Annotated in this window: 20 protein-coding genes; 4 read left to right on the forward strand and 16 right to left on the reverse strand. The window is 62.7% G+C overall.

Annotation, left to right across the window (positions count from 1 at the left end; translation table 11 throughout):
* Positions 1–17: 17 nt before the first annotated feature.
* Positions 18–659 (reverse strand): ECF transporter S component, encoded by a 642-nt coding sequence (locus F8O09_RS06190; protein ID WP_192497582.1) that lies wholly within the window; start codon positions 657–659, stop codon positions 18–20.
* Positions 660–830: 171 nt separating this feature from the next.
* On the opposite strand from F8O09_RS06190, the gene ykgO reads away from it, so the two are divergent.
* Positions 831–953, forward strand: a complete 123-nt coding sequence (gene ykgO / locus F8O09_RS06195) for a type B 50S ribosomal protein L36 (RefSeq protein ID WP_028245785.1) — start codon at positions 831–833, stop codon at positions 951–953.
* 126 nt (positions 954–1,079) lie between these two features.
* On the opposite strand, the gene F8O09_RS06200 is transcribed toward ykgO, so the two are convergent.
* From F8O09_RS06200 to F8O09_RS06215, 4 genes are all read right to left on the reverse strand, one after another.
* Positions 1,080–2,561 (reverse strand): dihydrolipoamide acetyltransferase family protein, encoded by a 1,482-nt coding sequence (locus F8O09_RS06200; RefSeq protein ID WP_158054293.1) that lies wholly within the window; start codon positions 2,559–2,561, stop codon positions 1,080–1,082.
* A 61-nt stretch (positions 2,562–2,622) separates the two neighbouring features.
* A complete protein-coding gene (locus F8O09_RS06205) occupies positions 2,623–3,627 on the reverse strand; it encodes an alpha-ketoacid dehydrogenase subunit beta (protein WP_158030605.1) in 1,005 nt (334 codons plus the stop codon).
* A complete protein-coding gene (locus F8O09_RS06210) occupies positions 3,624–4,817 on the reverse strand; it encodes a thiamine pyrophosphate-dependent enzyme (RefSeq protein ID WP_158054294.1) in 1,194 nt (397 codons plus the stop codon). Before F8O09_RS06210 ends, F8O09_RS06205 begins: the two co-directional genes overlap by 4 nt.
* Before the next feature lie 29 nt (positions 4,818–4,846).
* On the reverse strand, positions 4,847–5,947 hold the full coding sequence (locus F8O09_RS06215; protein ID WP_158030603.1) for a histidinol-phosphate transaminase: 1,101 nt from the start codon (positions 5,945–5,947) through the stop codon (positions 4,847–4,849).
* Between the two features lie 172 nt (positions 5,948–6,119).
* On the opposite strand from F8O09_RS06215, the gene F8O09_RS06220 reads away from it, so the two are divergent.
* Complete coding sequence (locus F8O09_RS06220) at positions 6,120–7,334, forward strand: MFS transporter (RefSeq protein ID WP_158054295.1); 1,215 nt, start codon at positions 6,120–6,122, stop codon at positions 7,332–7,334.
* Between the two features lie 36 nt (positions 7,335–7,370).
* Here F8O09_RS06220 and F8O09_RS06225 read toward each other — a convergent pair whose 3' ends face one another.
* The 3 genes from F8O09_RS06225 to F8O09_RS06235 form a co-directional block, all read right to left on the reverse strand.
* Complete coding sequence (locus tag F8O09_RS06225; RefSeq protein WP_158038616.1) at positions 7,371–7,829, reverse strand: Lrp/AsnC family transcriptional regulator; 459 nt, start codon at positions 7,827–7,829, stop codon at positions 7,371–7,373.
* 26 nt (positions 7,830–7,855) lie between these two features.
* Positions 7,856–9,028, reverse strand: a complete 1,173-nt coding sequence (locus F8O09_RS06230; protein WP_158054296.1) for a pyridoxal phosphate-dependent aminotransferase — start codon at positions 9,026–9,028, stop codon at positions 7,856–7,858.
* Between the two features lie 102 nt (positions 9,029–9,130).
* Positions 9,131–10,522, reverse strand: a complete 1,392-nt coding sequence (locus F8O09_RS06235; RefSeq protein WP_158054297.1) for an NAD-dependent succinate-semialdehyde dehydrogenase — start codon at positions 10,520–10,522, stop codon at positions 9,131–9,133.
* A 278-nt stretch (positions 10,523–10,800) separates the two neighbouring features.
* Between F8O09_RS06235 and F8O09_RS06240 the strand changes: the two genes are divergently transcribed.
* Positions 10,801–11,574, forward strand: a complete 774-nt coding sequence (locus F8O09_RS06240) for a nuclear transport factor 2 family protein (RefSeq protein ID WP_158054298.1) — start codon at positions 10,801–10,803, stop codon at positions 11,572–11,574.
* Positions 11,575–11,593: 19 nt separating this feature from the next.
* Here the strand turns inward: F8O09_RS06240 and F8O09_RS06245 are convergent, their stop codons facing one another.
* The 6 genes from F8O09_RS06245 to hutH form a co-directional block, all read right to left on the reverse strand.
* Positions 11,594–12,208 carry a HutD family protein gene (locus F8O09_RS06245; protein WP_192497583.1) on the reverse strand — a complete coding sequence of 205 codons (615 nt, stop codon included), beginning with the start codon at positions 12,206–12,208 and terminating at the stop codon, positions 11,594–11,596.
* The gene (locus F8O09_RS06250; RefSeq protein WP_225732891.1) at positions 12,201–14,222 is read right to left on the reverse strand and encodes a urocanate hydratase; all 2,022 of its coding nucleotides are present in this window, start codon (positions 14,220–14,222) and stop codon (positions 12,201–12,203) included. Before F8O09_RS06250 ends, F8O09_RS06245 begins: the two co-directional genes overlap by 8 nt.
* A gap of 29 nt (positions 14,223–14,251) precedes the next feature.
* Positions 14,252–15,442: an imidazolonepropionase gene (gene hutI, locus F8O09_RS06255; RefSeq protein ID WP_158054301.1), complete on the reverse strand. Its 1,191-nt coding sequence runs from the start codon at positions 15,440–15,442 to the stop codon at positions 14,252–14,254.
* Positions 15,439–16,776, reverse strand: coding sequence for a formimidoylglutamate deiminase (locus F8O09_RS06260; RefSeq protein WP_192497584.1), 1,338 nt, complete (start codon positions 16,774–16,776; stop codon positions 15,439–15,441). Before F8O09_RS06260 ends, hutI begins: the two co-directional genes overlap by 4 nt.
* A complete protein-coding gene (locus F8O09_RS06265; protein WP_158054303.1) occupies positions 16,769–17,968 on the reverse strand; it encodes an allantoate amidohydrolase in 1,200 nt (399 codons plus the stop codon). Before F8O09_RS06265 ends, F8O09_RS06260 begins: the two co-directional genes overlap by 8 nt.
* A 76-nt stretch (positions 17,969–18,044) precedes the next feature.
* A complete protein-coding gene (gene hutH, locus F8O09_RS06270; RefSeq protein ID WP_158054304.1) occupies positions 18,045–19,610 on the reverse strand; it encodes a histidine ammonia-lyase in 1,566 nt (521 codons plus the stop codon).
* Positions 19,611–19,759: 149 nt separating this feature from the next.
* Between hutH and F8O09_RS10660 the strand changes: the two genes are divergently transcribed.
* Complete coding sequence (locus F8O09_RS10660) at positions 19,760–20,512, forward strand: IclR family transcriptional regulator (protein ID WP_225732892.1); 753 nt, start codon at positions 19,760–19,762, stop codon at positions 20,510–20,512.
* 80 nt (positions 20,513–20,592) lie between these two features.
* Here F8O09_RS10660 and F8O09_RS06280 read toward each other — a convergent pair whose 3' ends face one another.
* Together F8O09_RS06280 and F8O09_RS06285 are read right to left on the reverse strand one after the other, a co-directional pair.
* A complete protein-coding gene (locus F8O09_RS06280; RefSeq protein WP_158054305.1) occupies positions 20,593–21,387 on the reverse strand; it encodes an amino acid ABC transporter ATP-binding protein in 795 nt (264 codons plus the stop codon).
* Positions 21,388–22,191: an amino acid ABC transporter permease gene (locus F8O09_RS06285; protein ID WP_225732893.1), complete on the reverse strand. Its 804-nt coding sequence runs from the start codon at positions 22,189–22,191 to the stop codon at positions 21,388–21,390. It lies immediately after the preceding gene.
* Positions 22,192–22,193 lie beyond the last annotated feature (2 nt).

Consider the following 22,193-nt stretch of genomic DNA (forward strand, 5'->3'; position numbering starts at 1 on the left):
GCATCCTACCCCTGGCGTCAGGGCTGACGCGTGCGCACCGTCCGCCCCGTCGAGGCCAGCCCGGCGCGACGCAGCGCTGCTGCGAGCCAGACGCCGATCTCGGCCCAGAGCAGCTGCCCGACCAGCAGCGAGAGACCGGTGCCGATCTGCACCCAGAGCGGAGTGCGTGCCAGATGCCACACGAACCAGTGAATGCTGAAGAGGAACGCCGCATTGATCAGCGCCGCGACCACACAGCTCAACAGACCGAAGCGTCGGTACCGTCCGATGAGCAGAGCCAGCTCGACCGCGATCGCGACCACGAGCGCCGCGACCATGTTGCGCGGGTTGAAGCCGCCGAACGGCGTCACCACCACCGCGGCGACGAAGCCGGCCACCAGCGCCGCTCCCGGGCGCCGAATGAGACTGGCCGCCAAGACACCCACGAACAAGGCCGTGCCGGTCATCGGGGCGGCGAGCATGGGAGAAACGGCATAGAGGGCAACCGCCGCGACCTTCGTCGCCGCAGTGATGGCGGCTCCGAACGCCCCGATCACTGCGGCGACGAGCAGCTCACGCGTCGACCAGTGCCAGAGGCCGCGCGCAGAGCCTGCCTCAGCACCCGCGACACCGTCGAAGTGCTGAGACTGAGGAGAACGAGAAGGGCTATTGCGAGTCATACTCACTATCATAGGGGTGGAGTCAAATCGAGACGCCAGTTCGTCCGCTCATTGCATCATGCGCCGAGGCGGTTAATGGGCTATGCTTGAGCGTCGGGTTGCATACCCACACAGCTTTGACGTATTTGCCGCCTCGGTAAATGTCGTACAACCGAGAAGAGAGGAGTGACCATGAAGGTTCGTGCATCGCTCAAGTCACTGAAGAACAAGCCGGGCTCGAAGATCGTTCGTCGCCGCGGCCACACCTACGTGATCAACAAGAAGAACCCGCGCTGGAACGGCCGTCAGGGCTGATCCACACGAGACTTCGTCGTCGGCTTCGCCGGTGACAGAATGAACCCCCGATCCATTGGATCGGGGGTTCATTCATTTCTGCGAGCCACGCGCTCGCGGCGAGCAGTTCGCGATGGTGCGCACCACTCAGACGTCGAGCAGCAGCGCCGGCTCTTCGAGCACTGAGGCGACGTCGGCGGTGAATCGGCTGGCGACATCCCCGTCGACGCAGCGATGGTCGAACGAGGCCGACACCGTGGTCACGAAGCGCGGCCGCACCTCTCCGTCGACGACCCACGGCTTCTGCCTGATCGCACCCATCGCCGTGATCGCGACCTCTCCCGGGTTCAGAATCGGGGTGCCTGCGTCGACGCCGAAGACGCCGATATTGGTGATGGTGATGGTACCGTGCTGCATCGCCTCCGGCGGTGTGCGCCCGGCACGAGCGGTCGCGGTCAGATCGCCGAGCGCCTGGGCCAGCTCACGCAGGCTCAGCGACTGAGCCTCTTTGATGTTCGGCACCAGCAGCCCGCGGGGGGTCGCCGCAGCGATGCCCAGGTTCACATAGTGGTGAATCGTGATGCGTTCGTCGTCGAAGCTCGAGTTCACTTCGGGGTTGCGCTGGGCAGCCCAGATCACGGCCTTGGCCATGATCAGCAGCGGCGAGACCTTGACGCCGGCGAACGCAGACGAGTTCTTCAGCCGACGAACGTACTCCATGGTGCGAGTCGCATCGACGTCGACGAACACGGTCACGTGCGGCGCGGTGAACGCCGACGACACCATCGCCTTGGCGATCGATCGGCGCACCCCGTGCACTTTGACCACTTCGTCACGGCCACTGGTCGGCACCACCTGTTCACGGCCTGCCGGCCACTCAGGCGTCTCAATGTTGCGGAACACGCTCATCTGCTTCGCGTTCGCGACGACATCCTGTCTGGTGACCTCTCCGCCGTGCCCGGTCCCGGTGACCTCTGAGAGCGTCACGCCCAAGTCTTTGGCGAGCTTTCGGATCGGCGGACGGGCGATCGCGGGCAGGCTCGGACTGCCCGTTCGCGGATGCTGTGCGTGCGCCCCGGCAGTCGACGCGCGGGAGGCGGCGGCTCCGTTGTTGGGTGAGCCCCCGGTATGTGCATCCGTCTGCGTGTGCTGCGAGGTGCTGTGGGCCGCGTGGCGTCGCGCGCGTCGCGACTTCGGCCGTTTGCTCGCGCCGTAGCCGACCAGGTTGGCTCCGCCCTCGTCTGCATCGGCGGGTCGACTGGCCTTCGCTGTCGCGGCCGAAGGCCGCTGCTCGGCGCGGGGCGATGAGGATGTGTCGGCGGTGGCAGGCTCCGGCTCGGCAGGCACCGGTTCGGCTGACCGCGGCGCCGATGTCGACGGCGCTGCCTCTGCCGTGACGCCGACGGTGACCAGGGGCTCGCCGACCTCGACGATGTCGCCGACGTCGGCGTGCAGCTGCTCGATGGTGCCGGCGAACGGCACCGGCAGCTCGACGACCGACTTCGCCGTCTCGATCTCGACAACCGCCTGGTTCACCACGACAGAGTCGCCGGGCTTGACCAGCCAGTTGACGATCTCGGCCTCGGTGAGGCCCTCTCCCACGTCGGGGAGCGCGAAGGTCTCACTCATGCGTCGTTCCTCACTTCTTGTCTGCTGCCGGCCGCCGGTGTCGTCTCACACTGCACGTCGATCAGTACTCCAGCACACGATCGACGGCGTCGAGCACACGATCGGCGTCGGGAACCTGAAAATGTTCGAGCTTCGCGGGCGGGAACGGCACGTCGAAACCGGTGACGCGGGCGACAGGCGCCTCGAGCGAGTAGAACGCCCGTTCCCCAAGCTGGGCGGCGATCTCGCTCGCGACCGACACTGACCCCTGGGCCTCGGCCACGACGACGGCGCGCCCGGTGCGCTCGATAGACTCCACCAGAGGCCCGTAGTCGATCGGAGAGATCGAGCGCACATCGACCACTTCGAGGCTGACGCCCTCTTTCGCGGCGATCTCTGCGGCATCGAGCAGCACGGGCAGCATCGCACCGTACCCGATCACCGTCACCTGATCGCCCGGACGCACGATGCGCGAGCCATGCAGTTCGCCGGGAGCGGCATCCAGCGAGACCGGCCCCTTCTGCCAGTAGCGACGCTTCGGCTCGAAGAAGAGCACCGGGTCGTCGCTCGCGATCGCCTGCTGAATCATCCAGTAGGCGTCGTTCGCATTGGACGGAGCGACCACGCGCAGACCGGGAGTGTGCGCGAAATAGGCCTCAGGGCTCTCTTGGTGGTGCTCGATAGCACCGACCCCGCCGCCGTACGGCACGCGGATCACCACGGGCATCGACAGAGTGCCTTCGTGACGGTTCGTCTGTTTGGCCAGCTGGCTGGTGATCTGATCGAACGCAGGAAAGATGAAGCCGTCGAACTGGATCTCGACCACAGGACGATAGCCACGCATGGCAAGACCGATCGCCGTGCCCACAATGCCCGCCTCAGAGAGCGGCGAGTCGTAGACGCGACGCACGCCGAACTCCTGCTGCAGCCCGCTGGTGACGGTGAACACGCCGCCGAGTGCGGCGACATCCTCGCCATAGAGCAGCACGCGGTCGTCATTCGCGAGCGCCTCACGCAGCCCGGCGTTGATCGCCTTGGCCATCGGCAGCTCACGCACGCGCTTCTGCGTCTCGGTCTGGGCGCTCATGCCTGCTCCTCCTCGTCTGCGAAGCCCGCCTCGTAGTCGGCCAGCCAGGCAGCCTGCGCCTGCATCACCGGGTGCGGTTCGCTGTAGACATGGGCGAACATGCTCGCAGGTTCGGGGTCGGGCAGGTGCAGCACGGCCTCGCGCACGCGCGCGGCCTCATCGCCCGCCTGCTGCTCGACCTCGTCGAAGAACGCCTGCGGCACATCGCGATCGGTGCGCAGCCAGGTCTCGTAGCGAGTGATGGGGTCGCGGTCGGCCCAGCACGCCTCGAGCTCACGGGTGCGATACTTCGTGGGGTCGTCGGATGTCGTGTGCGGCCCGCGACGGAAGGTCACCGCCTCGATGAACCCGGGCCCCTCGCCCGAGCGGGCGTCGTCGAGCAAGCTGCGAGCGACGGCATAGCTTGCGAGCACGTCGTTGCCGTCGATGCGCACAGCGTTGAGCCCGAAGCCCGCCGCGCGGTCGGCGAGAGGCCGTGCGGCCTGGATGCCCACCGGCACCGAGATGGCCCACTGGTTGTTCTGGCAGAGAAACACCTCGGGCACGTGCAGGCTCTCAGCGAAGATCATCGCTTCTGAGACGTCGCCCTCGCTGGTCGCGCCGTCGCCGAAGCAGGTGAGCACCGCCGTGTCGCGGTCGATGTCGCCGGTGCCGACCAGCCCGTCGAGCGCCACACCCTGCGCATAGCCCGTGCCGTGCAGTGACTGCGTGCCGATGACAAGCGTGTAGAGATGAAAATGCGTGCGCTGCCAGTCCCAACCACCGTGGGTGTTGCCGCGCAGCATGTCGAGCATGTCGACGAAGTCGACGCCGCGGATCATGCCGATCACGTGTTCGCGGTATGACGGCATCACCCAGTCTTGGGGACGAGTCGCGCGACCGGCGCCGACCTGCGCGGCCTCCTGCCCCACTGACGGCACCCACAGCGCGAGCTGCCCCTGACGCTGCAACGCGGTTCCCTCGGCATCGAGGCGACGCATGATCGCCATGTCCCGGTAGAACTGCTGCAGCTCGTCGAGCGACAGACCGTCGACAAGGGCTTGGTAGGGCTCATTGCGGTCGTTCCGCTGTCGTGCCCCTGAGGGGTCGAGCAGCTGCACTCCGGTCGCTGAGTCGAATGGCGCATCTGACGTCGCGGTGTGCTCGGCCTCAGCCGGGCGAAGCGTCGAAGCGGACGAAGTCGAAGTCATGCTCCCCAATCTAGGCGCGCACTTCTGTGTTAATTCTCCAGACCACGCACAATTTCAGCGGTGGCGCTTAGGAGGGGTTCTATAGACTGGCGTTCTCCGACCGTCACACGAATGCCCTCGGGAAAGACTCGCGCGATGATGCCGTGCCCTTCGAGGATCTCGGCGGCGGACTCGGTCTGGTCACCGGTCGGCAGCCACACGAAGTTTCCCTGTGACTCGTGCACCTGCCAGCCCTGGTCGACGAGACCGGCCTCGATCTGGTTGCGCCGGCTGACCAGAATCTCGAGTCTTTCGTCCAGCTCTTCACGCGCGTCGAGCGCGGCCTTCGCAGCCTCGATCGTGGCGGTCGTGAGTTCGAACGGGAGCCCCGACGCACGCACTGCGGCGATCACGATGGGATCGCCGACGGCATAGCCGACGCGCAGTCCGGCCAGCCCGTACGCCTTGGACAGGGTTCGCAGCGTGACCACGTTGCGGTGGTCCGCGATGATCGCGAGCCCGTTGACGGCATCCTCATCACGGACGAACTCGGTATAGGCCTCGTCGATCACAATCAGCACGTCGCGTGGGGCGGACGCCACGAAGCGCTCGACTTCGTCATGAGTCAGCGTGGTGCCGGTCGGGTTGTTCGGGCTGCACAGCAGCACCGCGCGAGTGCGATCGGTGATCGCATCGAGCATCGCATCGAGATCGTGCCGGCCGTCGTCAGTGAGCGGCACCTGCACCGAGGTGGCACCATTGAGGGTCACCACCGAGGGGTAGCCCTCGAACGAACGCCAGGCGTAGACGATCTCGTCGCCGGGCACGGCCACCGCGGTGATCAGCTGGCGCAGCACCGAGATCGATCCCGGGCCCACCGCGATCTGATCGTCGTTCACGTGATTCAGCGCCGCCAGACGGCGCACCAGGTCGGCGGCCGAAGAGTCGGGGTAGCGGTTGATGCTCTCGGCAGCTCCTTCGATGGCCGCCACGACTGAGGGCAGCGGGGCAAAGGGCACTTCGTTCGAGCTGAGTTTGAACCCGCCGGTCGGAGCGGGGCGTCCCTGTCGATAGGCAGCTGCACTGGCGATCTCGGGTCGAATCTTCACTGGAGCCGTCTCGACGGACGGCTGTTGTCGCGGGTCATCCATTCTTTCAGTGTATGCCGTCTGCGCACTATTCGCCCGCCCCACACGCACCGAAGCCCTCTGTTCTGTGCGACAATCAACAGCGTCATGCCGATCCGAGCCGCGGCTCCTCGACCTGATCTTCCCTTTCAACTGAGTGATCTGTGGTTCACGCTGTCGTGTCTGCGAGGTTTTGATGGCTTCTCTCAGCGAGGTCGTGCGCGTCGACGGCCTGGTGCGCCTGATGGGCTCGCAGCTGATCGCCCGCATGCCGCAGGGCATGCTGAGCATCGCGCTGCTCATGCACGTCGAGCACGTCCTCGGGCGGTATACAGACGCCGGACTCACCGTCGCCGCCTTCTCGATCGGCGCTGCGGTGTCCGGCCCCTTGATGGGGCGCTGGATGATCGTGTTGGGCGCCAGGCGTCTGCTCGGGGCCACGCTGCTGCTGAACGCAGCGGCCATGACGACCATCGCCTTCGGCCCGCATCGGCTGTGGGCGTTCATGCTGTTGGCGATCGTGCTCGGCTTCTGTACGCCGCCGATTCTGCCGATCACGCGCAGCCTCTATCCGGTGCTGGTGCCGCCTCGGCTCAGTGCGCAGGTCTATTCGCTCGACTCCATCACGCAGGAGCTGATCTGGGTGGTGGGCCCGGTGCTGGTCACGGCGGTGGCACCGCTGGCCGGCACCAGCATCGCACTGGCACTGGTCGCCGCGCTTGGCTTCGTCGGCGGTGTGCTGCTGCTGACGGCTCCGGCGATTCGACTCGCGACCTTTCCCGTCAGCGGCAAGAGACTCGGCGGTGTGCTGCTCAAATGGCCGGTGCTGATCGCCATCGTCTCGTGTGCGCTGCAGAACGCCAGCTACGGCGCCGTCGAGGCTGCGGCGGTCGCCATGTTCGACGGGCAGCAGTTCACGGTGGGCATCATCATCGCGGTGTTCGCGATCGGCTCGATCGTCGGCGGCATCGTGATGGCGCGGGTGGCCATGCGGCCCTGGTCGATGGCCACCCGGCAGAGCGCCCTGGCGATCGGAACGCTGGCGGCGGCGCTGTCGCCGAACCCGTGGTGGGTCGGGGCCGCACTCTTCGTGGCAGGGCTCGGGACCGCCCCCTCGCTTGCGGTGATGTACAACGTGGTCTCGTCGAGCTTGCGCAGCGGGGATGCCACAGAGGCCTTCGGATGGATGTCGAGCGGGCTGCTCGCCGGCATTGCCATGGGCAGCGCCGGTTCAGGCGTGTTGGTCGACCACGTCGGGGCGCAGTCTGCGATGCTCTTCGGTGCGGGGCTCGCCGTCCTGGCGGTGCTGCTGCCGGCGTTCGGAACGTCCAAGCTGCCTGATCTCACGGTGCGCTCAGGGCCGCTGCTCGACACCAGCGCGGTGCCGGTGATTCATATCGGCGAGCGCTGATCGCGCTCGGATCTCACTGGCATGGCAGAGACGACCTCAGTCGCGCTGCGGCTCGCCGATGGGTTCGGGCTCACCCTCGAAGTACGTGCGCAGCACCACCATGGTGCGCGTGCTGACGTTCGCCACACTGCGAATCTGCTGCAGCAGCTCTTCGAGCACACTCGGAGCCGCAACCCGAACCAGCAGCAGATAGCTGGCATCCCCCGCAATCGAATAGCAGGCCTCGATGCCCGCGACGCCCCGCAGACGTTCGGGGGCGTCGTCAGGGGCGGCCGGGTCGAACGGCGTGATCTCGATGAATGCGGTCAGCGGCCGACCCACAGCCTCGTGATCGATGACCGCTCGATACCCACGAATCGTGCCGTCTCGTTCGAGACGCTGCACCCGCGACTGCACTGCCGAAGTGGAGAGCCCGGAGACCTCGGCGAGGCGCGCGAGGGTCGACCGCCCCTCGGTCAGCAGTGCGGTGACGATGGCTTGGTCGATGCTGTCCATGACTCCGAGTCTACGGCTCGCACCGCTCAGTCAAGCTGATTGGCGAACCGGACCAGCCGTCCCATGCCCTCGACGATCTCATCGAGATCGCCCGCGTAGGAGATGCGCACGAACCCCTGCCCGAGCGGCCCGAACGCCTCACCCGGTACGACGGCCACGTGCTCCTGCTGCAGCAGACGGCTGCTGAACTCGGCAGAGTCCAGACCGCTGTCGCGCACGTCGACGAAGACGTAGAAAGCGCCGTCGGGCGCGACTGCGCGCAGGTTCGGCGCATCCTGCAGAGCAGAGAGCACCGCGTCACGGCGCACGGCATATGCGTTGCGCATGCGTGCGATGTCGGCGTCGAGGCCGTTGAGCGCCGCGACGCCGGCGAACTGCGCAGGGGTGTTGTTCGACGAATGGATCAGCTCGGCGATCTTCGCCGTCTCTTCGACCAGAGCGCTCGGCCCCAGCAGGTAGCCGATGCGCCACCCGGTCATCGCATACGTCTTCGACAGACTGTCGACGATGACGGTCTGATCGCGCATGCCCGGGCACGACGCGATTGACGGAGCGACCGGGGCGTCGCCGTAGACGAAGGCATGGTACACCTCGTCTGAGATCACCCACAGACCATGTCGCTGACAGACCTGGGCGATACGCTCCAGCTCGGCCGCCGAGGTCACCGCACCGGTGGGGTTTCCGGGCGAGTTCACGATCACGACCTTGCTTCGTGAGGTGACCGCGCGCTCGATGTCTTCGGCGTTGAGCCTCATGCCGTTCTCAGGCCGGAGCGGCACCGTCACCGGCCGCCCCTCACAGAGCAGCACCTGCGCATCGTACGAGGTGAAGTGCGGTGAGGGAATGATGACTTCGTCACCGGGGTTGAGCAGCGCCCGCAGAGCGAGATACAGGCCGAAGGTCGCTCCAGGCACCGCCTGGGCCTCGGTCTCTGCGTCGTACTCGAGGCCTTTGGCCCGTTTGGTGTATGCGACTGCGGCGGCACGAAACTCGGGCACGCCGAGCACGTTGGTGTAGTGGGTGTCGCCTCGGCTGATCGCCTCGCATGCGGCCTTGGCCGCGCGTTCGGGCACCGACTCCGCCGGCTCGCCGACGGCGAAGGTGATGACGTCGGGAATCAGCTCGCAGTCGTCGAAGACGTCACGAATTCCCGAGCGCGGCGTGCTCTGTGCGACGAGCGAGAGATCTCCCGGAACCATCTGCGTCCTCCTGAACCTGCGAATGAGTAGACAACCACATTCAGATTACGGAAGAATTCCGGTGTTTGCAATATCTGCCGGATATTTTCCGGCTGACTGTGTTCAGCTCAGCAGATCGGTGTCTCCAGAGCGGATCAGTTTCTTGTTGACGAACTCCTGAATGCCCAGCGCACCGAGTTCGCGTCCGTTGCCTGAGCCTTTGACTCCGCCGAACGACAGCTCAGCAGAGTCGGCGCCCACTTCGTTGATGTAGACCATGCCGGCGTCGATGCGATCTGCCACGCGCAGCGCCTGGGCGCGATCCGTCGTGAACAGGTAGGAGCCGAGGCCGTACTCCGTGTCGTTGGCGATCTGCACCGCCTCGTCTTCGTCGCTGACGCGATAGACCTGCGCCACCGGGCCGAAGAACTCCTCGCGATAGGCGTCGTTCTGAGGCGTCACCCCGGTGAGCACCGTGGGATCGAAGTAGGCGCCGCGGTGTTCGGGGCCGCCGAGCACCGCAGTGGCCCCCTGGTCGAGTGCTCGCTGCACCTGGTCGCTGAGCAGCTCGGCAGCCGACAGCGAGCTGAGCGGCCCGAGCGCGATGTCCGGCGCCACTTCGGGGTTCTGCGCATGCACGTCGCTGAGCGCCGCGACGAAACGCCGCAGGAACTCGTCGTAGAGGTCGTCGACGATCAGAAAGCGCTTCGCCCCGTTGCACGACTGCCCGTTGTTGTCGAGTCTGGCGGCGACGGCAGCTTCGACCGTGGCATCGAGATCGTCGGTGCTGAGCAGAATGAACGGGTCGGAGCCTCCCAGCTCCAACACGACTTTCTTCACGTGCTGCCCCGCGAGCGCAGCCACCGCCGCACCGGCACGGGCAGAGCCGGTCAGCGAGACCCCGCGCACACGTGGGTCGGCGACGACCGATTCGATCTGCTCATGGGTGGCGAGCACCGAGACGTACGCCCCGTCGATGACTCCGGCTTCAGCCATGATGTCTTCGATCTGCTGCGCCGACTCCGGGCACTGCAGAGCGGGCTTCAGCAGAATCGTATTGCCGATGATCAGGTTCGGGCCGGCGAAGCGGGCCACCTGATAGTAGGGAAAGTTCCACGGCATGATGCCGAGCAGCGGCCCCAGCGAGGCCTTGCGCACGAACGCGGTGCCGGGATTGGCCGGCTCGATCGGGTCATCCGCCAGGAACGCCTCAGCATGGTCGGCATAGTAGTCGTAGATGTCGGCCGAGAAGTCGACTTCGCCCAGCGACTGCTCGAGTGGCTTGCCCATCTCGCGGGTGGCGATCTCAGCCAGCCGATCTCGGCGTTCCCGATGCAGCGCGGCGACGCGATGGATGGCCTGGACGCGCTCGGCGATCGAAGTCGTGCTCCAGCGTGCGTGTGCCTCAGTGGCTCGGCTGATCGCCTCGGCGAGCGCAGCGTCTTGGATGGCCGGGTACTCGGCCAGCGTCTCGCCCGTGGCGGGATTGGTCACAGCATATGTCGACGTTGACATAGTGAGGTCTCCTTGTCGTTGGGGTCGGTTGGCGGCCAGCCTATCCGCCGCGTCATCGGAGTGGACGGAATGGGAGGAATCGCCGGCGATCGTATACGTACCGCCGCGGTCGAGGGAGCATCGCTTAGGCTGGCCGCATCCGGGCAGCCCGCTGACGTGCCACCCGGCCCACATCTCGGTCGCCTCATCGACGATTCGTGCAGGGCCTTCCACACAGCAGGCGATGCCTGAGCACCAGCAGCTCGCTGTGCCGCGGATTCTTCTCAGAAAGGCCCGACATGACTGCAGCAGAGACCCTCGAGCTCGTCGTCACCGCCCACCAGCGGCTGTTCGGCGACCGAGACACCAGCGTGCTCGACACCGACGCCTTCGCTCCAGACTTCATCGAGCACTCCCCACTCGTCGCCGACGGCCGAACAGGGCTGAAGCAGCTGGTCGATGAGGCACCGACGCTCAGATATCGGCTCGTCCGACAGTTCGTCGACGGCGACCTCGTCGCACTGCACGGCCGCTACACCGGACTGGACGACGAGCCGCTGATCGGATTCGACATCTATCGGGTGGCCGACGGGGCAATCGTCGAGCACTGGGACGGCCTCGTTCCCGAAGCGCCCCCGAATGCGAGCGGCAGAACACAGCTCGACGGGCCGGTGCACACCGACCGAAGCGTCGACACCGAGACCAGCCGCCGCCAGGTCGCTGATTTCTTCCAGACCGTGCTGGTCGAACAGCAGTATGACGAGTGGGCGACGTTCAGCAACGGCGAGGGCTTTCGCCAGCACAGCCCCGACATCGCCGACGGCACCGAGGCCGTCGTAAAGTTTCTGCACCAGCTCAAAAGCGAAGGCACTCCCCTCGTCTACGACCGCACGCACAGACGCGTCGCACAGAACGACTTCGTGCTGACCCAGTCAGAGGGCAGCATCGACGGCGTCAGACACGCCTTTCTCGAACTGTGGCGCGTGGCCGACGGCAAGATCGTCGAGCTGTGGGATGCGATCGCCGAGATTCCGGCAGACAGCGAGGCTGTGCATCCCTACGGTCTCTTCTGAGTCTCCGTCTCGACGACTCTCATCTGTCGACGTGCGCCTGCCTCAGCTGTGCGACCACTACAACGGCGCCGGTGTGACCGGCATCGAGACCGACATCGTCGTTCCGGGCGACTATGGCATCGTTTAGCTCGATGACTTCACGCACCCGTTCCGAGCCTTTAGGCGACGCGGCTGAAGCCGTCCCCGAGACCAGTATGCCGATCTCGACCTGTGCATCGCCGCCTTGCAACAGCAGATGCTCCTCAGGACGCAGCGTGCTGAGGCGCAGGTCTGCGTGCACAGAACCGGAGCGGACCATCAGGTTGAGATCTCGCTCACCAGACCCATGGGGCCTCGACGTCACAGGGTCGTCGCCACGAAACCGCACCGACTCGAATGGTGCCAGCTCGCACTGCTCACCGTCAATTCTCAGGGTCAGACCGGCCGGCCCGATGGACATCAGCCACCGATCGTATCCGATGAAGTCAGAGAACGTCGCCTCGCTGTCAATCGTCGCAATACTCAGACGCCAGTCGACTTCGTCGATCGGTGCGTCAAGAGGGGATTGCACCAATGTCACGGTGCGGCCGGTACCGTTTCGCCAACGCACTTCCGAAAGGTCCCGGAAGCGGATGACCTCAATTCTCTCAGCCACGAAAATGACCTGCGACGGCACGTGAGACGAGGTCGTCATCGGCCACTGCCGGCTCAGTGATGTGCCCGAGCTCCGAATACGTGTCGTTGAACTCAGAGACGACCTCGATCGAGTGATCGTTGCGCGCCCATGCTCGGCGAGCGACACCGCCCATGACGTCCCATAGCAGCGCCGAACGAATGACTCCGTCGACTCTGGGCGACCCGTCGAGCAGAAGCCCGAACCCGCCGTTGATCGACTTGCCGATTCCGACGCCGCCGCCGTTGTGTAGCGCCACTAGGCTCATGCCGCGCGCTGCATCTCCGGCGAATGACTGCACAGCCATGTCCGCCATCACATTCGATCCGTCCTTGATGTTCGCTGTCTCGCGGAACGGAGAATCTGTGCCCGAGACGTCATGATGATCCCGTCCCAGCATGATCGGCCCGGTCTCGCCGTTGCGTACCATCTCGTTGAACCGGAGCGCGATACGGATGCGACCCTCAGCATCCTGATAGAGGATGCGAGCCTGCGTGCCGACGACCAGGTCGGCTTCTTCAGCGTCACGGATCCAGTTGTAGTTGTCGCGATCCTGATAGCGACGATCCGGATCGATCGACTCCATGGCTGCGACGTCGGTCGCGTGCAGGTCTTGACGCTTGCCGCTGAGGCACACCCAACGGAACGGCCCGTACCCGTAATCGAAAAGGTGAGGGCCCATGATGTCTTCGACGTATGAGGGCAGGATGAAGCCATCCTTGTCGTCGACGCCGTTCTTCGACAGTCTTCGCACTCCGGCGTCAAACACTGCTTTGAGAAAGGCATTGCCGTAGTCGAAGAAGTATGTGCCTGTAGAGACGAGTCTCTCGATGAGTTCGTACTGCCGTCGCAGACTCTCATCGACGAGCTGAGCGAATCTCTTTTGGTCTTCGGCCAGCAGCGCGGTGCGCTCTGCGAACGAGAGGCTCTGCGGGCAGTAGCCGCCTTCATGCGCAGCATGGCATGACGTCTGATCGCTCAGCAGGTCGATATGGATGTCGTTGTCGACGACGTACTGCAGCAGATCGACAATGTTGCCCTCATAGGCAATCGACGCCGCCTCTCCAGCGGCTTGATGCCGCTTCGCCGAAGCGAAGACCTTGTCGAGATCGCTGTACCGCTCGTCGACCCACCCCTGATCGAAGCGGGTCTGCACACGTGAGGGATCAACCTCGGCGATCACTCCGACCCCGCCGGCCAGCTTCATTGCCTTCGGCTGTGCACCACTCATGCCGCCCAGACCGCTCGAGACGAAGAGTCTGCCGGCGAGATCGCCGTCATTCGGGATGCCCAGCTGCAGGCGTCCGGCGTTCAACAGCGTGTTGTATGTGCCATGCACGATTCCCTGCGGGCCGATGTACATCCAGCCGCCAGCTGTCATCTGGCCGTAGTTCGCAACACCCATCTCTTCGGCGATCTCCCAGTCCGACATGTTGTCGAACATACCCACCATGAGTGCATTGGTGATGATCACGCGAGGAGCCTCAGGGCGGGAGGGAAAGAGCCCCAACGGGTGCCCAGACTCAACCACCAGGGTCTGCTCCTGCGTGAGCTGCTGCAGATAGCGCGTGATGAGACGGTACTGCATCCAGTTCTGACAGACGGAGCCAGTCTCGCCGTAGGTGACGAGTTCGTACGGGTAGAGGGCCACCTCGAAGTCGAGGTTGTTGTCGATCATCACTTGAAAGGCTCGACCTTCGAGCGTTGCGCCGGGATACTCGTCGACTGGGCGTCCGTGGATTCGGCCCTGGGGCCGGAAACGATATCCGTAGATACGCCCAAGCGACGTCAGCTCTTGCAGGAACTCCGGGATGACCTGTTCGTGCAGGGCCGGGTCGATGTAACGGAGGGCGTTCTTCAACGCGGTCTCGGTCTGTGCTGGGGTCAGGTGGAACCCTCGTGACGGAGCTCGTCGAATACCGGGTTCGAACTCCGGGTAAGGGGGCAGCTCGTCGATGAGCGGTGCGGTGAAAACCGTTCTGCTGGTGTTTGTCATGGTGATCTCCTGTCGGTCGTATAGCTTCGTCATGAGCGGTTCGCCTTGGGGTACAGCTCGAGCGCGGAGACCAAAGGGACTCCCGCGCGATAGGCGATGTGCAAGTGGTTGGGGGCATCGATGACTGCCAGATCGGCACGCGCTCCCACACGGATCCGACCGATGTCGCTGCGGCGCAGTGCCTTTGCACCGCCTGCCGTCGACGACCAAAGGGCTTCGTCGGGGCTCATGCGCATGTCTCGTACCGCGAAAGCGATCGCTAAAGGCATCGAGTTCGAGAAGCACGTGCCGGGATTGCAGTCAGTGGCGATCGCCACTGGGATGCCCGCGTCGATGGTGCGTCTCGCATCGGGAAACGGCTGTTTGGTCGAGAACTCGACGATCGGCAGGTAGGTCACGACAGGTCCTCCTTGGGCGCGAACCGATGCGAGCGCCGAGATGTCGGCATCAGTCAGGAACGTCGCATGGTCGAGAGATGCCGCACCAAGTTCGACCGCGAGCTGCGGCCCTGGCCCTGGCCCCAACTGCGCCCCGTGCACACGCAGCTGCAGTCCGTTCTGCAGCCCCGCCTGAAGAATGGCTCGGGATTGTTCGCCCGTGAACGCGTGTGCCGAGTGCGGCTCGCAGAAGACGTCCGCCCACCGCGCCAGAGGAGCGCAGGCCGGGGTCATCTCGTTCACGATCAGCGACACGTAGCCGTCTGGATCATGCTCGTACTCCGCGGGAACGACGTGTCCACCCAGAAAAGTGACCTCATCAGTGTGCTCTCCAGCGATCCGCAGGAGACGCCGCTCTTCAGCGGTGGTCAGTCCGTAACCGCTCTTGATCTCGACGGTTGTCGTTCCCTGTTTGCGACTCTCACGCAGGAGACGGCGCGTTGAAGCGCGAAGGTCGTCGTCCGAAGCCGCGCGAGTGGCGCGCACGGTCTGTCCGATGCCGCCACCTGTATACGGCTCCCCCTGCATGCGATGCGCGAACTCTTCACTACGATCGCCGGCAAACACAATGTGGCTGTGTGAGTCGACGAATCCGGGGATGAGTGTGCGTCCGCCCAGATCACGTTGATCGTCTGTCGATGGGGCCGCTTGTCTCGGTCCGATCCAAGCGATCCTGCCGTCTTCGACGACAACTGCGGCATCTTGTCTGATGCCGAGTTCCCAGTCTGCTCCGTCATTGGTCACCAGTTCCGAGATGCCGGTGATCGTCGTTGAGTGGCTCATCGTTCCCCTCTCAGCTGCGCGCAGGTCTCTGCGAGTTCCTGCACCTGGTCAACGCCGTTGCAGTGACCGTCGTGGGCGACCTGCCGACCTCCCACATACACCTCGACGACCTGCGCAGCTGTGGACATCTGCACAACTCGGTCAAGGCGGCTTCCGGCCGTCACCGAGTTCCGGGTGTCCAAGGTGACGAAATCCGCCAGAGAACCGACCTCGAGTCGTCCGGCTTCAGGCCACCCGCAGAGCCGCTGACCGTCTGCGGTAAGCATGGCAATCTGCGCGGCAGGCGTGAAGTTCTCTCGGGTTCCGAGCCGCAGACGCTCGTGCATCTCGACTTCACGCGCCTCGGTGAACGGGTCTGCCAGCACGTTCTGGTCGGAGCCCACGCCGAGACGCACGCCGGCTGCGGCGAGGCTGCTCGCCGGTGCGATGCCATCGGCGAGATCGCATTCGGTCGAAGGGCAGACGCACACCGATGCACCGCGCTCACCGAGTGTGTGTATGTCCTGCATTGTGACAAAGACTGCGTGCACGCCGGTTGCGCGGGCGTTCCAGACGCCGGCCCGATCGAGCAGAGCCGTCGGGGTGAGGCCGGTATGGTCCAGGCACTGATCGTTCTCGGCCGTCTGCTCGGAGAGATGTACATGAAGTGGAGCCTGGTGTTCCTGCGCCCATTCGGCGACCCGCCGCATCGAGGCTTCGTCAACGGCTCGGACGGAGTGGATCGCCGCGCCGACACGAAAGTCCGGTGTCGGCGCCAGCTGCGTCACCCGATCAGCCCATGAGTCAGCGTCGCCGTCTGAGAACCGCAGCTGCTCCGGTGCGAGAGGTTCGCCGAAGCCCGCCGAGAGATAACAGGTGTCCAACAGAGTCAGACGGATGCCCGCATCTGCTGCGGCGTGACGCAGAGCATGCCCCATCTCATTTGGATCGTCGTAGGGTGTGCCGTCAGCTTGGTGATGCACGTAGTGAAACTCTGCGACACTGGTGTAACCGGCAGCCACCATCTCTCCGTAGACACCGCGCGCGAGACGATAATACGAATCAGGGGTGAGCGCCTGCGCGATACGGTACATGGTCTTTCGCCATTCCCAGAACGTGCCCCCGGGCGCCCCGGCACCGCGCAGTGCACGATGGAACGCATGAGAGTGACCGTTCGCCGCACCAGCGAGCGTAAGCCCCTCCAGAACATGGTCATCGGGCTGTCGAGGCGCACCGGCGGTGATCGACTCAAAACGGCCGTCTGTCACGACAATTCGCACGGAATCAGCGATGCCATCGTTGAGCCAGGCATGTTCACACCAGAACGTGGAGGTGACGCTCTTCATCTCACTCATCTCCTGCATCCATTGTCTGCAGCGCTGCAGCGAGCGCGACCACACCGGTCTCGCAGTCTTCGGGGTCTGCATGCTCTGCAGGTGTGTGCGACGCTCCGGTCGTGTTGCGCACGAAAAGCATCGCTGTAGGAACTCCGGCGTTCTGCAACACACCGGCATCGTGCCCAGCGCCCGTGCCGAGCACCGGCGGCACTGAGCCGATCTCTTCGCTCACGGCCTGAGACACGATGCCGCTCACGGAAGTGTCGAAGTAGGTGGAGGCTGTCCAGGACTCACGGCGTGGAGCGAACCGCGCAAGGTCTGCCAGCACTGCGCCCACCGCGTCTTCATGAGACGCACGAACGTCGAGTGAAGCTATCACCGCAGCTGCAATCACGTTGACCCCGTTGGGGATCACTGTCAGTCGTCCGATAGTGGCGACGGCATCGTGCCGCACAGCGCTCTCGCGCACGGCCACGATGAGATCTGCAAGCTGGTTCATGGGGTCACAGCGGCGTCCCATCGGTGTGGTTCCTGCGTGGTTCGACTCACCCTGCAGACGCACTTCCCACCGGCCGTGCGGCCAAATGTGGCTGGCCACCGCAATAGGAGAGCCGATCTCTCCCAGCGCGTAGCCCTGCTCGACGTGCAGCTCGAGGTGACAAGCGATGCTCTTCAGAAGCATCGGGTCAGCACCGTAGTCATCGGTATCGATCTCGTGTTCGTCCAGTGCCTCAGCGAGCGTGATGCCGTCGGCATCAGCACGAGCGAGGGCTTGGTCTGGATCGATCACTCCTGTCAGAACGCGGGTGCCGAAACAGGCGATGCCGAAGCGAGCCCCTTCTTCGTCACTCGTATTGACAATACCTATCGGGTGCCGCGGCTCGAAGCCTTGGTCTCTCAGCAGGTCGATCGCCGCCAGCGCAGACAGGACGCCGAGGGGCCCGTCGAACTGCCCACCGCCAGGGACGGAATCGAGGTGCGACCCTGTGGTGATCGCAGGGTCCTCGGGCGTAGGTCGACCACCCCACCACGCCCATTGGTTGCCAGCTCGATCGACCTCGTACAAGAGACCTCGTAATTCGGCCTGTTCGCGGAACCAAGCGCGGAGCTGAGCGTCCTCTTCGGTCCAGGCGAGGCGTGTGTATCCGAGTTCTCCTCCGTTGCCGATCCCGTCGATCTGTTCGAAGAGATCTTGCAGTGAGATGTGCATGTGATTCCTTGTCTGATATTGGTCGGCTGGGAGATTTTCACCACAGCACATCCGCTTAGCCGGCAGCAGAAGCAGGTCAGCGCAGTTCAGAGCCGGTTTCTCGGTATGCTTCCTGAGCCGAGGACAAGAGTTGACCAGATTTTACGAGCGCCACCACACGCTCGATTTCAGGAGACAAGAACTCATCTGCTCCGATAACAGCCTCCGGAGAGATCAAGGACACAATCTGTGCTGCCACCCGCCCTGGCTTTTCCTCACGCAGACGAATCCCCCGGCAGGCCGTGAGAATCTCAACAGCCAGCACACGCTCAAGACCGTCGATGGACCGCCGGAGTTTACGGGCAGCTGACCACCCCATCGAGACGTGGTCCTCTTGCATCGCAGATGTCGGTATAGAGTCGACTGATGCCGGTGACGCCAGCCGCTTCAGCTCACTGACGATCGCAGCCTGTGTGTACTGCGCGATCATCAGCCCGGAGTCTGTCCCGGGGTCTGCCGCGAGGAAGGCGTTAAGCCCTCCATTGCGAGCAGGATCGAGAATCCTATCTGTGCGACGCTCCGCCATGCTCGCAACGTCAGCAACCACGATCGCAAGAAAATCCAAGACATAGGCCAATGGGGCCCCGTGAAAGTTGCCGTTCGACTCGAGACGATCATCGTCTGTGAGCACGGGGTTGTCGACAACGCTGTTGAGTTCCACGTCAGCCACGGCGCAAGCATGTTCAAGTGTGTCGCGCGCTGCACCATTCACCTGAGGTGCGCAGCGCAGCGAATAGGCATCCTGCACACGTACTTTGCCCGCGGCACGAGCCGCTGCAATAATCTCCGATCCCTGAAGCGCGTGGAAGATGTTCGCGGCGGAATCGCTCTGGCCTCGATGCGGACGCACTCGCTGCAAGTCAGCAGCAAACACCCGGTCATTGCCACGCAACGCCTCGAGACTCAACGACGTTGCGACATCTGCCAGGCTCAAGAGATGGTGTAGATCTTCGCCCGCCAGCACCAGCATTCCCAGCATTCCGTCTGTACCGTTGATGAGAGCTAAGCCCTCTTTCTCACGAAGCTGCACTGGAGTGATGCCGCACTCAGCCAGAGCCTGCGCTGCAGGCAGATGTCTGCCGTCACGGGTGAAGACATCGCCTTCGCCGATTACAGCGAGCGCGCAGTGGGCCAGAGGCGCTAAATCACCCGAACACCCCAGACTGCCGTACTCGCGAACTGCGGGTGTGATCCCCGCATTCAGCAGATCTGCATACACGGCAGCGACTTCAGCTCGAACTCCGGTGCGTCCGGACGCCAATGTGGCGAGACGAAGCAGCATCAAAGCCCGCACAACTTCTCGCTCAACCAAGGGGCCAGTTGATGCCGCATGAGAGCGTACCAGACTCAGTTGCAGAGCTTGTCGTTTCTGCTTGGGGATCGAGACCGCGGCAAGTGCGCCGAACCCCGTCGACACTCCATAATGCGGTTCAGCATCATCAGCCAGAGCAGCGATCACTCTCGCGCCGTGAGTCAGCGCCGCGATTGCGTCAGCACTGAGAACGACCTTTGCGTCGTCTCGTGCGACTTCCACAAGCTCCCGTGCAGAGACGCCGGACGGTGAAACGATGATGGTCCGCTGATCTATCAAGTTCTGTGTCATGTGCTCAGTATCTGTCGTTGGTGTGGGGGATATACTTACGGAATTGCAATTGGCGTCTACATTTACAGACATGAAACATATTGCTTATATTAAGGAGGTTCAGCATTACTAACCCAAAGTCTACAAAAGCCGGACTGCAGAAAATTGCCGTGAATAATGCCTTGAATATACTGAAATATCTCTCAGAACGACGATCACCTGTAACAGCGAACATGCTCATACGGAGCCTCAACCTTCCTCGCTCCTCCACTTATGAACTCTTATCGACGCTCAGCCACCATGGCTTCGTTGTGCATTTTCCGGAGAAACATCTCTACGGTTTAGGCACAGCCGCATTTATGCTAGGTTCAGCGTATTCTGCCCAACAACCCCTTACTCTGCTGGGTCAGCCCCTTCTAGATCGTTTGACAGATAAGCTTCGTGAGAGCTCTCACCTCACCGTGCTTCGTGGAAGTGATGTCGTCTATCTCGTCGAAGCACGAGCTTGGAACAGGCCCTCCTTGGTGACCGACGTAGGAGTAACCCTGCCAAGCAGCGTAACCGCAAGCGGACGGGCGATGCTTAGCTGCCTTTCTCGTGAGCAGGTGAATGCCATGTTTCCGACCCCTCAGCACCTACCTGTGAGACACCCGAACAGGTCGCCGAGAACCCTCAAGCAACTCCTGGAAACTTTGCGCACAGATCAAGCAAGAGGCTTCGCGTTCGAGATGTCAGAAGTTACGAGTAGTTTGGCCTCGATTGCTGTACCAATTGTCAATGCTTTGGGCTGGCCAGTAGCTAGCATTGCCGTGACATTCAAACCATCCTCGAATGAAGTTGCCCTTGATAGAGCACGAGAAGATTTCCTACCCGATCTCATAGCCACATCAGCTGAACTGTCGAGAAGAGTCCAAGGACGTTAGCTCAAGCACATCTACAGCTCAGGCAAACGATCAACGATCTCACCGCTGGGATTTCTAGAGTTCGATTTGGCTGAAGTGACCTACCGAACTCGCTCGAGGAATGCACGCGTTCGCTCATTCTTCGGATGATCAAGAATCTCGCCCGGAGTTCCACGTTCGATAACCCGTCCTTGATCCATAAAAACCATTGAATCGGCCACTTCTCGGGCAAATCCCATCTCGTGAGTGACAACGATCATCGTCATTCCGCTCTCGGCTAGGTCTTTCATGACGCCCAGCACATCGCCGACCAGCTCAGGATCAAGTGCACTTGTCGGCTCGTCGAACAGCATCAGCTGAGGTTTGAGAGCAAGAGCTCGCGCGATAGCGACACGTTGCTGTTGCCCCCCGGAAAGGTCTTTCGGGTAGCTCTCTGCTTTAGACTTCAATCCCACTGATTCGAGCAAACTCAGAGACTCTGTTCGGAGATCACGTGAAGACCGATGTTGCATCAGTTTCGGCGCAAGCTCAAGATTCTCAATGACCGTCATGTGCGGAAACAGATGAAAATGCTGAAAGACCATCCCGATTCTGGCTCGCTGAGCGGCAGTCTGAGCGGGCGTAAGCTCGTAGAGCGTACCTTCCTTCTCACGAAGCCCCATTCTCTGACCGTCCACCCAGATCTCGCCGGCTTGGATATTCTCGAGGAGATTAATAGTACGCAGAGTTGTCGATTTTCCAGACCCAGAAGGTCCTATTATGACTGCAACTTCCCCGCGATTGACCTCCAAATCAACGCCCGTCAAGATGTGCGCATCTCCAAAAAACTTGTGAACACCACTTAGACGAACTGCGCAAGACGATTTACTGTGGTTCGTTGAGAACTGATCAGACATTCAATGCCCCTTACCGAAGTGCTTCTCAAGAAAATGCTGACCAATCATAAGACAACTGGTGATAGCCAAGTACCATGTGGCAGCCACCACAAGCAAGGGGATCGGCAGATAAAGCCTATTCGCTACAGCATTTGCAGCGTAAGTAAGTTCTAGAGTGAATGGGACAGCTAGAACCAACGATGTCGTTTTGAGCATGCCAATCATTTCATTGCCTGTAGGGGGAATAATGATACGCATAGCCTGCGGTAGCACGACTCTTGTCCATGTATATCGACGAGACAACCCTAAGGCTGCAGACGCTTCCAGCTGTCCCGACGCAACCGAATTCACACCTGATCGGAATATTTCCGCGAGATATGCTGATTCGTTCAAAGCAAGCCCAACGATCGCCGCGACCGTTGCGTTATAGAAGTCCTGAGTCGAAATCGAGAACAGCTCAGGCCCTCCAAAGGGGAGACCAATCCCAAGTTTGGGATAGATCACAGCAAACAGGCCCCAGAAGACCAGCTGGGTGTAAACAGGCGTCCCACGAAAGAACCAGAGCCAGACATTGGCGACGTATCTCAGCAGTCGATTCTCTGATTCACGCATGATGGTCAGCAACAAGGCCAAAACGATCGCAATGACCATCGCCGAGATAGTCAGAATAAGTGTCCAGAGGACGCCCTTCAGAATATTTGGCGCAAACAGATACTGACCGACAATGTCCCAGTGGAAATTCTGATTAGAGAAAAGCCCATCAATAAAGCAGACAAGAAGAAAGACGACAACTATCGACGAGATCCACCTGCCAGGATGTCTCACTG

Origin of the sequence: Pseudoclavibacter sp. CFCC 11306, assembly GCF_008831235.1 — a bacterium.
In the GTDB taxonomy this organism is placed as follows: Bacteria; Actinomycetota; Actinomycetes; order Actinomycetales; family Microbacteriaceae; genus Pseudoclavibacter_A.

Bases quoted from the DNA above. Each gene is read 5' to 3' on its own strand.
- F8O09_RS06190 (WP_192497582.1), bottom strand. From the start codon at position 659: ATGACTCGCAATAGCCCTTCTCGTTCTCCTCAGTCTCAGCACTTCGAC.
- ykgO (WP_028245785.1), top strand. From the start codon at position 831: ATGAAGGTTCGTGCATCGCTCAAGTCACTGAAGAACAAGCCGGGCTCG.
- F8O09_RS06200 (WP_158054293.1), bottom strand. From the start codon at position 2,561: ATGAGTGAGACCTTCGCGCTCCCCGACGTGGGAGAGGGCCTCACCGAG.
- F8O09_RS06205 (WP_158030605.1), bottom strand. From the start codon at position 3,627: ATGAGCGCCCAGACCGAGACGCAGAAGCGCGTGCGTGAGCTGCCGATG.
- F8O09_RS06210 (WP_158054294.1), bottom strand. From the start codon at position 4,817: ATGACTTCGACTTCGTCCGCTTCGACGCTTCGCCCGGCTGAGGCCGAG.
- F8O09_RS06215 (WP_158030603.1), bottom strand. From the start codon at position 5,947: ATGGATGACCCGCGACAACAGCCGTCCGTCGAGACGGCTCCAGTGAAG.
- F8O09_RS06220 (WP_158054295.1), top strand. From the start codon at position 6,120: ATGGCTTCTCTCAGCGAGGTCGTGCGCGTCGACGGCCTGGTGCGCCTG.
- F8O09_RS06225 (WP_158038616.1), bottom strand. From the start codon at position 7,829: ATGGACAGCATCGACCAAGCCATCGTCACCGCACTGCTGACCGAGGGG.
- F8O09_RS06230 (WP_158054296.1), bottom strand. From the start codon at position 9,028: ATGGTTCCGGGAGATCTCTCGCTCGTCGCACAGAGCACGCCGCGCTCG.
- F8O09_RS06235 (WP_158054297.1), bottom strand. From the start codon at position 10,522: ATGTCAACGTCGACATATGCTGTGACCAATCCCGCCACGGGCGAGACG.
- F8O09_RS06240 (WP_158054298.1), top strand. From the start codon at position 10,801: ATGACTGCAGCAGAGACCCTCGAGCTCGTCGTCACCGCCCACCAGCGG.
- F8O09_RS06250 (WP_225732891.1), bottom strand. From the start codon at position 14,222: ATGACAAACACCAGCAGAACGGTTTTCACCGCACCGCTCATCGACGAG.
- hutI (WP_158054301.1), bottom strand. From the start codon at position 15,442: ATGAGCCACTCAACGACGATCACCGGCATCTCGGAACTGGTGACCAAT.
- F8O09_RS06260 (WP_192497584.1), bottom strand. From the start codon at position 16,776: ATGAGTGAGATGAAGAGCGTCACCTCCACGTTCTGGTGTGAACATGCC.
- F8O09_RS06265 (WP_158054303.1), bottom strand. From the start codon at position 17,968: ATGCACATCTCACTGCAAGATCTCTTCGAACAGATCGACGGGATCGGC.
- hutH (WP_158054304.1), bottom strand. From the start codon at position 19,610: ATGACACAGAACTTGATAGATCAGCGGACCATCATCGTTTCACCGTCC.
- F8O09_RS06280 (WP_158054305.1), bottom strand. From the start codon at position 21,387: ATGTCTGATCAGTTCTCAACGAACCACAGTAAATCGTCTTGCGCAGTT.